Consider the following 12,785-nt stretch of genomic DNA (forward strand, 5'->3'; position numbering starts at 1 on the left):
CGCGCGCCCGCAAACGGCGCGGGGGCCGGTATCCGCTGGCGGATCAGCCGGCGTGGCGGTGGAAGGCGCGGCCGTTGAGGCGATGCGCCAGCGCCACCAGCGCGACGCCGCCGATCGTGAGCGCGGCTTCCCACGGCCCGTGCGGCACCGCGAGCCCGGCCGCCATCAGCCCGATCCCGCTCGATCCGACCAGCAGCGGCCCGGTGCGGCCATGGCGCCGCAAACCCAGCCCCAGCCCCACCGCCGCCAGCGCGATCGCCACCGCCAGCCCGATCTCGTGAAAGGCCGGCTCGACGAGGATCGTGCTGGTCGAGGCGAGCGCCGCCACCAGCAGCACCGTCGCCACGCAATGGATCATGCACAGCCCCGACAGGCCGATCGCGGCACGATCGATCCAGCGCTGGACATGGCCCATGGGGGTGGGGGGAGGACGCGAACTCACGAGCGATCACCTAGCAGGGTCGATACGATGATACAATATCACATCGCATGATTTGTTCCGGCGGGCGCCATCGGCTGGCCTGCGGGAGCCGGCGGGCGTTTGATCGGTTCAGCGGGTGGAAAGGGCGTTGCGCGCAGATCGCAGCGCCTATCGGAGTTGCCCGTCATGTTGCGTTTCACCCTTCTTCCCCTCGCCGCCGCGCTGGCCGCCGCCCCGGCCTTCGCCGCCGATCCGCCCAAGGCGCCCGCCCAGCGCAGCGCCGTGGTGTTCGGCAACGATCCCTGCCCCAAGCCCGACAGCCCCGACGAGATCATCGTCTGCTCGCGCCAGCCCGAGAATGAACGCTATCGCCTGCCCAAGCGCTTTCGTGGCAAGCCGCAGGAGGCCGAGGCGGTGACGGGCAGCTGGGCCAACACCGCCCGCTCGCTCGATCAGGCGAGCGCGCCGATGATGCCCAACAGCTGCTCGGTCGTCGGCAGTGGCGGGCAGACCGGCTGTATGCAGCAATTCCTGGCGCAGGCGCGCGCCCAGCGCGCGGCGGACAAGGCCGCGAAGGCGGCGGCGGATGCCGAGCAGGCGCCGGAGGGGGATTGAGACCAATTCCTCCCCTGCCTTGCAGGGGAGGATCGCGAAGGGAACAGTTCGCGCGCCGCGCGTTTTCTCCGCCGAAGGAGACATTCATGATCCGATCGCTGGCCGCGTTCGCCCTGCTCGCCACCACCCTTCCCAGCGCCGCGCTGGCGCTGCCGGATCGCTGGTCGTCCGGGTTCAACCAGGGCATCCTCGAATATAGCGTCGGGCCGTTCGGGCCGGAGGCGAGCAACCTCATCCTGTCGTGCAAGGGCAGCGAGCTGGATATCGCCGTCGCCATCGGCGGGGTCGCGCCGCCCTCCAACAGCCTCATCACCTACAAGGTCGGCCGGCTGACCGAGACGATCCGTGTGGGCAAGGATGGCTGGGCGCGCTTCCGCAATGCCTATCGGGAACCGCAAATCCAACGGCTGTGGGCCGCTTTCCGCAGCGGCGCGACCGCGACCGTCATCTACCCCGGCGGCGCGAGCCACGCCTTCCCCTTGCGTGATTCGGGCAAGGTGATGTCGGCGAGCGTCTGCGCGCCGTAAGGTTGATCCGCTCGCGCGGACATGCGGTGCCGGCCCCGCTCCCCGGTTCGGCCGCGCCGAACCCGCAAATCGCGCTAGATACCCTCGGCGACCGGCTCGTAGCCCAGAGCCGCGAGCCGCGCGTTGAGATCGGCGATGCAGGCGTCGAGCGCGGCTTCCTCGGTCGATCGGACGACGAAGTTCGCGCCGACCCGCCCGTCGCGGAAGAAGGGGTAGCTGCCGATCTGGCAGCCCTCGTTGTCGCGCTCGGCCTTGGCCAGCGTGTCGGCGACCTCGCTCTCCGGCACCCAGCAGCCGACGGTGCGCGAGATCAGCGGCTTGCCGCCCGGCAAGGTGCCCGACAGCGCCTCCAGCATCAGCCCGGCGATGTGCGGCACGCCCGCCAGAATGAAGATGTTGCCGATGCGGATGCCCGGCGCGCCCGACATCGCGTTTTCGATCAGCGTCGCCCCCTCGGGCACCCGCGCCATGCGCAGCCGCGCGTCGGTCAGCCCGCCGCGACTCGCGTAATAATCCTCCAGCACGGCGCGCGCCTTGAGGTGGACGACGACGGGCAGGCCGAGCGTGGCGGCGATGGCGTCGATCGTGATGTCGTCGTGCGTCGGCCCGATGCCGCCGGTCGTGAAGAGATAATCGTTGCCGCCCGCCAGCGCGGTGACGGCCGCGCCGATCGCCTCCATCCGGTCGGCGACGACCCTGACTTCGGCCAGGCGGATGCCCTGGATGTTCAACCAGCTCGCGATCTGGGCGATATTCTTGTCCTGCGTCCGGCCGGAGAGGATCTCGTCCCCGATCACGAGCAGGGCGGCGGTGTAGATGCGGTCGCTCATCGGGCGAGGGCATAGGCCAAGCCGGGCCACTCGCAAAGCACGGCCTTTGCGACTATATCGCCCACATGGTCGATTATCAGCTCATCACCGGAGACGAGACGGTCTCCCGCAACGGTGCGATCAAGCTCCACGGCCCCGACGGCTTCGCCGGGATGCGCGCCGCCGGGCAGCTTGCCGCCACGATCCTCGACGCTTTGGTGCCGCATGTCGTGCCCGGCGTGACGACCGAGGCGCTCGACCGCATCGTCTACGACATGACGATCGCGGCCGGCGCGGTGCCGGCGACGATGAACTATCGCGGCTATACGCACAGCTGCTGCATCAGCATCAACCACGTCGTCTGCCACGGCATCCCGTCCGACCGGACCTTGAAGGACGGCGATATCGTCAATATCGACGTGACCCCGCTGCTGGGCGGCTGGCACGGCGACACGAGCCGCATGTACCTCGTCGGCAACGTGCCGGTGAAGGCGAAGCGGCTGGTGGAGGTGACCTACGAATGCCTGATGCGCGGGCTGGAGCAGGCCCGGCCGGGCAACCGGCTGGGCGACATCAGCCACGCCATCCAGAGCTTCGCCGAAAAGCATCGCTACGGCGTGGTGCGCGACTTCTGCGGCCACGGCCTCGGCCGCCTGTTCCACGACGCGCCCGAGGTGGTCCATGCCGGCAAGCCCGGCACCGGCCCGGAACTGCGCCCCGGCATGTTCTTCACCGTCGAGCCGATGATCAACATCGGCCGCGCGGACGTGAAGATCCTCGACGACGGCTGGACGGCGGTGACGCGCGACCGATCGCTTTCGGCGCAGTTCGAACATTCGATCGGCATCACCGAGACCGGCTGCGAAATCTTCACGACGAGCCCCGCCGGCCGCCATTCGCCTCCTTACGCCTGAGGTTCGCCCCTGAAACGTCGCCCCAGCGAAAGCTGGGGCCTTTTTCCGCTTGGGGTGACCGTGGTGGCCGCCTCCCGTCACCCCAGCCTGCGCTGGGGTGACGGTCCGGTTTGCGGTGCTGGCCCCCGCGACTCGGGCGATCGTTACGGCGCCATATCAGCCTGGCTCTCTGCCCGCTTTTGCAGCAAACGACCCTGCACCTGCCGCTATTTCGGGCATAAGTTAGCAAAGATGGCACCGCCGGCCTCCGATCCTTGCGCGGGGCGCGTCGGCACGCTTATTGGATGCTCGTTGCGCGGAGTTTCGGGGCGGCCATGAAGAAGATCGAAGCCATCATCAAACCCTTCAAGCTCGATGAGGTGAAGGAGGCGCTGCACGATGTCGGCGTGTCCGGCATCACCGTGACCGAGGCCAAGGGCTTCGGCCGGCAGAAGGGCCATACCGAGCTGTATCGCGGCGCCGAATATATCGTCGATTTTCTGCCCAAGGTGAAACTGGAGATCGTGGTGGACGACGCGCTGGCCGATCGCGTGGTGGAGGCGATCACCAACGCCGCCCAGACCGGCCGCATCGGCGACGGCAAGATCTTCGTCACCAACATCGAGACCGTCGTGCGCATCCGCACGGGCGAGCGCGACGCGGACGCGATCTGACGAGGATAGCGGCCGGCGAAGGGGGCGAGCCGGCCGATACGACGACCACAACGACAAGATCGAAGACTATCGCCGGAGAGGGCGACCGAAAGACAAGGGCTCAACCATAAGCCGCAGCGACCGCTGGGGTGACGCGAGTGGGGATGAACATGGCCAACAAGGCTTCGGACGTACTGAAAATCATCAAGGACAAGGAGATCGAGTGGGTCGATCTTCGCTTCACCGATCCCAAGGGCAAGTGGCAGCATTTGACCATGGTCGCGGGCGTCGTGGGCGAGGATGAGCTTAACGAGGGCTTCATGTTCGACGGCTCGTCGATCGAGGGCTGGAAGGCCATCAACGAGAGCGACATGATCCTGAAGCCGGATCTGGACGCGGTGTGGGTCGATCCCTTCTCGGCAACCCCGATGCTTATCCTGGTGTGCGACATCGTCGAGCCCTCGACCGGCGAACTCTATGCCCGCGATCCCCGCTCCTGCGCCAAGCGCGCCGAAGCCTATGTGAAGACGCTGGGCATCGGCGACACCGTCTATGTCGGCCCCGAAGCCGAATTCTTCATGTTCGACAGCGTGACGTTCGATACGACCTACGATTCGTCCTATTACAAGATCGACGACATCGAGCTGCCGACCAACACCGGCAAGGACTATCAGGGCGGCAACCTCGCCCACCGTCCGCGCGCCAAGGGCGGCTACTTCCCGGTCGCCCCGGTCGATAGCGCCGTCGACATCCGCGCCGAGATGGTCACCACCATGCTCGAAATGGGCCTGCCGTGCGACAAGCACCACCATGAGGTGGCCGCCGCGCAGCACGAGCTGGGCCTCACCTTCGGCACGCTCGTCACCACCGCCGATCGCATGCAGATCTACAAGTACGTCGTGTGGCAGGTGGCGCAGGCCTACGGCAAGACCGTGACCTTCATGCCGAAGCCGATCGCCAAGGACAACGGTTCGGGCATGCACACGCATATCTCGATCTGGGACGGCAAGAACCCGCTGTTCGCCGGCAACGGCTATGCGGGCCTTTCCGACATGTGCCTGTATTTCATCGGCGGCGTCATCAAGCATGCCAAGTCGCTCAACGCCTTCACCAACCCGACCACCAACAGCTACAAGCGTCTGGTGCCGGGCTATGAGGCGCCGGTGCTGCTGGCCTATTCGGCCCGCAACCGCTCGGCCTCGTGCCGCATCCCTTACGGTGCTGGCGCCAAGGCCAAGCGCGTCGAGTTCCGCTTCCCGGACGCGATGGCCAATCCGTACCTGTGCTATGCCGCGCTGCTGATGGCCGGCCTCGACGGCATCGAGAACAAGATCCATCCCGGCGAGGCGATGGACAAGAACCTGTACGATCTGCCGCCGGAAGAGCTGGCCGCCGTTCCCACGGTGTGCGGTTCGCTCCGCGAGGCGCTCGACAGCCTGGCCGCCGACCATGCCTATCTCACCAAGGGCGGCGTGTTCACCGAGGACCAGATCGAGAGCTATCTCGAGCTGAAGTGGCCGGAAGTGTATCGCTGGGAAATGACCCCCGCGCCGGTCGAGTTCGACATGTATTATTCGCAGTGATCGCATTGGGCGGGGGCCTCGGCCCCTGCCCACTCGGTTTGCGATACGGATGGGGCGTTCGGAGTGATCCGGGCGCCCTTTTCGTGCCGGGTGTCTGGTGCCGGGGATAACCTCAAGGCAGGTCGGCGCGGACCCCAGCTCGGTCGGGCCGGACCATCCGCCGAGAGGGTTGACCCCGCCGATATACGAAACGTATGTGGTTCGCATATCGCAAGCGGAGCACGGCATGGGTATCGTGAAGATCGACGAGCATCTGCATGACGAGGTGCGCCGCGCCAGCACGGTGATGTGCCGGTCGATCAACGCGCAGGCCGAATTCTGGCTGAAGATCGGGATGCTGGCCGAGGCCAACCCCACCCTCTCCTTCATCGATATCGTGCAGAGCCAGATGGCCGCCGCGCAGGTGCGGCTGGCGCCCGCCCCGGAAGCCGATGCCTGACATGGTCAAGACGGCGGACGAAATCGCGCTGATGCGGATATCGGGCAAGCTGCTGGCATCGGTGTTCGAGATGCTGGACGGGCAGGAGCTGGCCGGGCGCTCCACCATGGCGGTCAACGACATGGTCGATCGCTTCATCACCGTCGATCTCGCCGCACGCCCCGCCAGCAAGGGGCAATATGGCTTCAAATATGTGCTGAACTGCTCGATCAACCATGTCGTCTGCCATGGCGTGCCCGACGCGGCGGAGATCATCCGCGACGGCGACATCATCAATCTCGACATCACGCTGGAGAAGAACGGCTTCATCGCGGATTCGAGCAAGACCTACATCGTCGGCACCGTGCCACCCGCTACCCAACGCCTCGTGCGGGTGGCGCAGGAGGCGATGTGGAAGGGCATCGCGCAGGTGCGGCCGGGCGGTTATCTCGGCGACATCGGCGCCGCGATCGAGCGGCATGCCAGGAAGCATGGCTATGCGGTGGTGCGCGACTATTGCGGCCACGGCATCGGCCGCGAGATGCACGAGGAGCCGTCGGTCCTCAATTTCGGGCGCCCGGGCACGGGGCTCAAGCTGCACGAAGGCATGGTCTTCACCATCGAGCCGATGATCAACCAGGGCAGCCGCAAGGTCTCGACCGAGGACGACGGCTGGACGGTGGTGACCGACGACCGCAAACTCTCCGCCCAGTTCGAGCATACCGTGGCGGTGACGCGCGACGGCGTCGAGGTCTTGACCCTGCGACACGACGAAACGCGGATGCGGGAGCGCAGCGCGGCATAACCGCCAAGCGCGCTCCAGCACCGACCCGACATATCGCGAATGCGAAGAGGCGCGCCCAAGCCGCTCGGCGCGTTCACCAATTTCGTTGCCACACTCCCTTACCGATCGTTATACAATTGACGCACGGCAGCCGATGGTGCAGTGCGCAATAGGTGCGGGAATGAAACCCTTTCGGACTCGCCATCCTTGCGCTCGCCCGCGCCTTGCGGGCCATCGGCTACCATCGGGGCAGCGGCGCTCATAGGGAGACCGGCAGGCCGATGATCGGCATCGTCAAGATCGCGCTGCGACGCCCGCTGACGTTCATCGTCATGGCGGTTCTGATCCTCATCGTCGGTATCGGGGCGGCGCTGCGCACGCCGGTGGACATCTTCCCGGCGATCCGCGTGCCGGTGATCGGCGTGGCGTGGAGCTACGCGAACCTGCCGCCTGAAGAGATGTCCGGCCGCATCCTCAACCAGTTCGAGCGCACCCTGACCACCACGGTCAACGATATCGAGCATATCGAAAGCCAGTCCGTGCAGGGCATGGGGATCGTGAAGATCTACCTACAGCCCACCGCCGACGTGCGTACCGCGACGGCGCAGGTGACCTCCATCTCGCAGACGGTGCTGCGCCAGATGCCGCCCGGCATCACCCCGCCGCTGATCCTGAACTACAATGCCTCGACCGTGCCGATCCTCCAGCTGGCGCTGTCCGGATCGGGCATGAGCGAGCAGCAGATCTACGATCTGGCGCTCAACCAGGTGCGTCCGCCGCTCATCACCGTGCCCGGCGCCGGCATCCCCTTCCCCTTCGGCGGCAAGGCCCGCCAGGTGCAGATCGACATCAATTCGGAGGCGTTGCAGGCGCGCGGCCTCTCGGCACAGGATATCGGCAACGCGCTGGCGGCGCAGAACCAGATCAACCCGGCGGGCTTCGCCAAGATCGGCACCTACCAATATGCCGTAAAGCTGAACAACGCGCCGGATTCGATCGCCAAGCTCAACGACCTGCCGATCAAGGTCGTCAACGGCGCGACGATCTACATGCGCGACGTCGCCTTCGTGCGCGATGGCAGCGGGCCGCAGCAGAATGTGGTGCATGTCGATGGCGGGCGATCGGTGCTGCTGTCGGTGCTGAAGAGTGGCACGACCTCCACCCTCGCGGTGGTGGACGGGGTGAAGGCGGCGATCCCCAAGGCGGTGGCCGGCCTGCCCGATACGCCCCAGCTGAAGCAACTCGGCGACCAATCGGTGTTCGTGAAGGCGGCGGTGGAAGGCGTGATCCACGAAGGCGCAATCGCCGCGACGCTCACCAGCCTGATGATCCTGCTGTTCCTGGGTTCGTGGCGCTCGACCGTCATCATCGCCGTCTCGATCCCGCTCGCGATCCTGGCGGCCATCGCTTTGCTGGCGGCGTTCGGCCAGACGCTGAACGTGATGACCCTGGGCGGGCTCGCGCTGGCGGTGGGCATCCTCGTCGACGACGCGACCGTCACGATCGAGAATATCAACTGGCATCTGGAACAAGGCAAAAGCGTGATCGAGGCGATCCTCGACGGCGCGGCGCAGATCGTGGTGCCGGCCTTCGTGTCGCTGCTGTGCATCTGCATCGTGTTCGTGCCGATGTTCTTCCTGCCGGGGGTCGCGGGCTTCCTGTTCGTGCCGATGGCGCTGTCGGTGGTGTTCGCGATGATCGCCTCGTTCATCCTGTCGCGCACCCTGGTGCCGACGATGGCGATGTATCTGCTCAAGCCCCACAAGGCGGGTGAGGACGTGCACGAGGCGCCGCCGTCGCGCAATCCGCTGGTTCGCTTCCAGCGCGGCTTCGAGGAGCGCTTCACTAGGATTCGCGCCGGCTACGGCAGCTATCTCTCGCTGGCGCTCAACCACCGCAAGCCGTTCATGCTGGGCTTCCTCGTGTTCGTGCTGCTGTCGCTGCTGCTGGTGCCCTTCCTCGGCCGCAACTTCTTCCCGACGGTCGATGCCGGGCAGATCACCATCCACGTCCGCGCGCCGATCGGTTATCGCATCGAGGACAGCGCCGCCGAATTCGACCGGATCGAGCGCCGCATCCGCCAGATCATCCCGGCCGACGAGCTGGAGGTGATGGCCGACAATATCGGCCTGCCGGTGAGCGGCATCAACATGATCTACAATAATTCGGGCACGATCGGCCCGCAGGACGGCGACATCCTCATCAGCCTGAAGCATGGCCACAAGCCGACCGGCGATTATGTGACGGCCTTGCGCCGCGAATTGCCGCGCAGCTTCCCCGGATCGACCTTCGCCTTCCTGCCGGCCGACATCACCAGCCAGATCCTGAATTTCGGATCGCCCGCGCCGATCGACATCCAGATTTCCGGCCGCAAGGGGGCGGAGAACAGCGCTTACGCCGCCAAGCTGCTCCGCCGGATGCGCGGCATCGCCGGCGTCGCCGACGCGCGCATCCAGCAGACCGATCGCTCGCCGCAGCTGAACGTGGACGTCGATCGCGAGCGGATCGGCCAATATGGCCTGACCGAACGCGACGTGACGACAAGCCTCGCCAGCTCGCTCGCCGGCACGTCGCAGACGGCACCCGTCTTCTTCCTCAATCCCGAAAACGGCGTGTCCTATCCGGTCGTGGCGCAGACGCCCGAATATCGCCTCGGTTCGATCGGCGACCTCGCCAGCGTGCCGGTGACGACCTCGGGCGGCGGGGCGACGCAGGTGCTGGGCGGGCTCAGCCGCATCTATCGCGGCAACACCAGCCCGGTCGTCAGCCGCTACAATCTGAACCCCGTCATCAACATCTACGCCACCCCGGCCGATCGCGATCTGGGCGCGGTGGTGGGCGACATCCAGAAGGCGATCGCATCGCTGGAGCAGGAGAAGCCCAAGGGCGTGACCGTCACGGTGCTGGGCCAGTACGCCACGATGAACACCGCCTTCACCGGGCTCGGCCTGGGCCTGATCGGCGCGATCGTGCTGATCTACCTGCTGATCGTGGTGAACTTCCAGAGCTGGCTCGATCCGTTCATCATCATCACCGCTTTGCCCGGCGCCATCGCCGGCATCATCTGGATGCTGTTCGCGACGCACACGACGCTGTCGGTGCCGGCGCTGACCGGGGCGATCATGTGCATGGGCGTGGCGACGGCCAATTCCATCCTGGTCGTCAGCTTCGCGCGCGAGCGGCTGGCGGAACTGGGCGACGCGACCAAGGCGGCGATGGAGGCCGGCATGGTCCGCTTCCGCCCGGTGCTGATGACCGCGCTCGCCATGATTATCGGCATGCTGCCGATGGCGCTGCGGTTGGGCGAGGGCGGCGAGCAGAACGCGCCGCTCGGCATGGCGGTGGTCGGCGGGCTGATCTTCGCGACCTTCGCCACGCTCTTCTTCGTGCCCACCATCTTCGCCTTCTTCCATCGCAAAGGCCGCGCCGAGGCGACGGCCCGGGATCTGGAACTCGCCCATGTCTGAGGATTTCACAATCTCCCCGCCCGACGCGGCGCAGGTGCGCAAACTGAAGCGGTTCGGCATCGGCGCGGCCGTCGTGGCGCTCGCCGTGGTCGGCGTTGGCATCGCCACGCGCAGCCACGCCGACAGCAACCTCGACGCGCAGGCGCGCGATCTGGCGACGACCACCGTGACCGTCGTGCGCCCCGACGCGACCGCCGCCGACGCGCCCCTGGTGCTGCCGGGCGCGGTGCAGGCGTTCAACAGCGCCGCCATCTATGCCCGAACCAACGGCTACATCCGCCGCTGGCTGGCCGACATCGGCGACGAGGTGAAGGGCGGGCAGGCGCTCGCCATCCTCGACGCGCCCGATCTCGACCAGCAACTGGCGCAGGCGAAGGCGGATTATCAGACGACGGTGGCGCAGCAGGATCTGGCGCGCACCACCGCCGAACGCTGGGCGACCTTGCTCAAGTCCGACGCCGTCTCGCGCCAGGAATCGGACGAGAAGGCGGGCGACTACAAGGCGCGGGTCGCCGTCGCCAACGCCAGCCTCGCCAATGTGAAGCGGTTGCAGGCGCTGAAGGGCTTCACCCAACTCACCGCGCCCTTCGCCGGCACGGTCACCAGCCGGTCGGCGCAGATCGGCGCGCTGGTGGTGGCGGGCAATGCCGCCGCCCAGCCCCTGTTCACCGTCTCCGACGTGCATCGCGTGCGCATCTATGTGCGCGTGCCGCAGAATTATTCGTCGCAGGTGAAGGTGGGGATGCATGTCGCCATGACCTTCCCCGAATATCCGGGGCGCACGTTCGATGCGGTGATGACCCGATCGGCCGGCGCGGTCGATAATGCCTCCGGCGCGGTGCTGGTGGAATTGCAGGCGCCCAACCCGGCCGGCGAGCTGAAGCCGGGCGCCTTCGCGCAGGTGAAGTTCCCGCTCAATTCGCCGCAGGGCATGATGCGCCTGCCGGCCAGCACGTTGGTCTTCACCTCCTCCGGCACCAATGTCGCGGTGGTGGACGCGCAGGGGCGGGTGCGGATGAAGCCGATCACCATCGCCCGCGATCTCGGCAACCAGATCGAGGTGTCGTCGGGCGTGTCGGCGAACGACCGCATCATCGATACGCCGCCCGACGCGATCCAGACCGGCGACGTCGTCAAGGTCTCGGCTCCCAGGGCCGCCGCAGCGAAGGCCGGGGCCGATGCGAAGGGCTGAGGCGGCGGTGCGCCGGCTGTTGGGCGCGGGCGGGCTGCTGGCGCTCGCCGGCTGCTCGATGGCGCCGCATTACGCGGCGCCGGTGACCGCCGCGCCCGCCGCCTACAAGGGTGACGGCGCGACGGTAGCGACCGGCTGGATCGAGGCGAGCCCGCAGGACGGAGCGGTGCGCGGCGCCTGGTGGAGCCGGTTCCGCGATCCGGTGCTGGACGATCTGGAAGCGCGGATCGAGGCGGCCAGCCCCACCCTCGCGGCCGCGCTAGCCCGCTACGATGCGGCGCGCGCGCAGGTGCGCGGCGAGGCGGCCGACCTGTTTCCGCAGATCGGCGTAGGCGCCTCGATCGAGCGTGAACGCCTCTCCGCCCGCCGCCCGCTCGCCCAGAATGGCGCGGCGAAATATACCGATCGGGTGATCGCGGGCACGGCCGATTACGAGGTCGATCTCTGGGGCCGGGTCCGTAATTCGGTCGCCGCCGCGCGCGCCGATGCCGCCGCCAGCAAGGCCGATCTCGCCAATGTGCGGCTGAGCCTTCAGGCGCAACTGGCCGACGCTTATTTCCGCCTGCGCGGGCTGGACGCGACCCGGCAATTGCTGGAACGATCGGTCTCGGCCTTTACCCGCGCGCACGACCTGACGGTGACCCGCCACGATGGCGGCATCGCCAACGGGCTCGACGTCAATCGCGCGGCGACTTTGCTGTCGGCGGCGCGGGCGCAGATTTCGTCGGTCGAGGCCGATCGCGTCGCGACCGAGAATGAGATCGCCGCGCTGGTCGGCGCGGTTGCCTCCGACTTCCGCATCGCCCCCGCCATCCTGCCACTGACCCCGCCGCTGGTGCCGGCCGAGGCCCCCTCCGCGCTGATCCAGCGCCGCCCCGACGTGGCCGAGGCGGAACGCCGCATCGCCGCCGCCAACGCGCGCATCGGCGTGGCGCGCGCGGCGTGGTTTCCGCAGGTGACGCTGGGGGCCGGTGGCGGCTGGAACTCGACGGCGGGCGCCTTGATCTCGACGCCGGCGAGCTTCTGGGCGCTGGGGCCGGCGCAGGCCTTGCTGGCGCTGTTCGATGGCGGCCGCCGCGCCGCCAACGTCCGCATCAGCCGCGCCCAATATGACGAGGCGGCGGCCGACTATCGCCGCACCGTGCTGGCCGCCTTCGCCGAGGTGGAGGACAGCATCGCCGCCGCGCGGCTGCTGGCGCAGCAATCGGTCGACCAGCGTGAGGCGGCCGCCGCCGCCAGCCGCACCGAACAACTCGCCCTCACCCGCTATCGCGACGGCGCGTCGGACTATCTCGACGTGGTGACCGCGCAGACCGCCGCGCTCGATTCCGAACGCGCGGCGCTGGCGGTGCAGACCCAGCGGATGCGCGCGGCGGTGGCGCTGGTGCGCGCGCTCGGCGGGGATTATCGGGAGGGTTAAAGG

At 67.5% G+C, this 12,785-nt stretch carries 12 protein-coding genes; 10 read left to right on the forward strand and 2 right to left on the reverse strand.

Annotated features, from left to right (window positions below; genetic code table 11):
- Nucleotides 1-43: 43 nt before the first annotated feature.
- On the reverse strand, nucleotides 44-442 hold the full coding sequence (locus PQ455_RS12135) for a MerC domain-containing protein (RefSeq protein WP_273686344.1): 399 nt from the start codon (nucleotides 440-442) through the stop codon (nucleotides 44-46).
- A 165-nt stretch (nucleotides 443-607) separates the two neighbouring features.
- On the opposite strand from PQ455_RS12135, the gene PQ455_RS12140 reads away from it, so the two are divergent.
- Entirely contained in the window at nucleotides 608-1,036 is a 429-nt protein-coding gene (locus PQ455_RS12140) for a hypothetical protein (protein ID WP_273686345.1), read from the forward strand.
- An 86-nt stretch (nucleotides 1,037-1,122) separates the two neighbouring features.
- Nucleotides 1,123-1,563: a hypothetical protein gene (locus PQ455_RS12145; RefSeq protein WP_273686346.1), complete on the forward strand. Its 441-nt coding sequence runs from the start codon at nucleotides 1,123-1,125 to the stop codon at nucleotides 1,561-1,563.
- 74 nt (nucleotides 1,564-1,637) lie between these two features.
- Here PQ455_RS12145 and PQ455_RS12150 read toward each other — a convergent pair whose 3' ends face one another.
- Nucleotides 1,638-2,393, reverse strand: a complete 756-nt coding sequence (locus PQ455_RS12150) for a competence/damage-inducible protein A (RefSeq protein ID WP_273686348.1) — start codon at nucleotides 2,391-2,393, stop codon at nucleotides 1,638-1,640.
- Nucleotides 2,394-2,458: 65 nt separating this feature from the next.
- On the opposite strand from PQ455_RS12150, the gene map (PQ455_RS12155) reads away from it, so the two are divergent.
- From map (PQ455_RS12155) to PQ455_RS12190, 8 genes are all read left to right on the forward strand, one after another.
- Nucleotides 2,459-3,286 carry a type I methionyl aminopeptidase gene (map, locus tag PQ455_RS12155; protein WP_273686349.1) on the forward strand — a complete coding sequence of 276 codons (828 nt, stop codon included), beginning with the start codon at nucleotides 2,459-2,461 and terminating at the stop codon, nucleotides 3,284-3,286.
- A 314-nt stretch (nucleotides 3,287-3,600) separates the two neighbouring features.
- The gene (locus tag PQ455_RS12160; RefSeq protein ID WP_273686350.1) at nucleotides 3,601-3,939 is read left to right on the forward strand and encodes a P-II family nitrogen regulator; all 339 of its coding nucleotides are present in this window, start codon (nucleotides 3,601-3,603) and stop codon (nucleotides 3,937-3,939) included.
- A 149-nt stretch (nucleotides 3,940-4,088) separates the two neighbouring features.
- The gene (glnA, locus tag PQ455_RS12165; protein WP_273686351.1) at nucleotides 4,089-5,501 is read left to right on the forward strand and encodes a type I glutamate--ammonia ligase; all 1,413 of its coding nucleotides are present in this window, start codon (nucleotides 4,089-4,091) and stop codon (nucleotides 5,499-5,501) included.
- Nucleotides 5,502-5,727: 226 nt separating this feature from the next.
- On the forward strand, nucleotides 5,728-5,940 hold the full coding sequence (locus tag PQ455_RS12170) for a ParD-like family protein (protein ID WP_273686352.1): 213 nt from the start codon (nucleotides 5,728-5,730) through the stop codon (nucleotides 5,938-5,940).
- 1 nt (nucleotide 5,941) lies between these two features.
- Complete coding sequence (map, locus tag PQ455_RS12175) at nucleotides 5,942-6,724, forward strand: type I methionyl aminopeptidase (protein ID WP_273691364.1); 783 nt, start codon at nucleotides 5,942-5,944, stop codon at nucleotides 6,722-6,724.
- 260 nt (nucleotides 6,725-6,984) lie between these two features.
- Nucleotides 6,985-10,170: an efflux RND transporter permease subunit gene (locus PQ455_RS12180; protein ID WP_273686353.1), complete on the forward strand. Its 3,186-nt coding sequence runs from the start codon at nucleotides 6,985-6,987 to the stop codon at nucleotides 10,168-10,170.
- Nucleotides 10,163-11,362 carry an efflux RND transporter periplasmic adaptor subunit gene (locus PQ455_RS12185; RefSeq protein WP_273686354.1) on the forward strand — a complete coding sequence of 400 codons (1,200 nt, stop codon included), beginning with the start codon at nucleotides 10,163-10,165 and terminating at the stop codon, nucleotides 11,360-11,362. Before PQ455_RS12180 ends, PQ455_RS12185 begins: the two co-directional genes overlap by 8 nt.
- Nucleotides 11,349-12,782, forward strand: a complete 1,434-nt coding sequence (locus PQ455_RS12190) for an efflux transporter outer membrane subunit (protein ID WP_273686355.1) — start codon at nucleotides 11,349-11,351, stop codon at nucleotides 12,780-12,782. The genes PQ455_RS12185 and PQ455_RS12190 overlap by 14 nt, the downstream gene beginning before the upstream one ends.
- Nucleotides 12,783-12,785: the final 3 nt, after the last annotated feature.

It is taken from the genome of Sphingomonas naphthae, from assembly GCF_028607085.1.
Lineage (GTDB): Bacteria > Pseudomonadota > Alphaproteobacteria > Sphingomonadales > Sphingomonadaceae > Sphingomonas_Q > Sphingomonas_Q naphthae.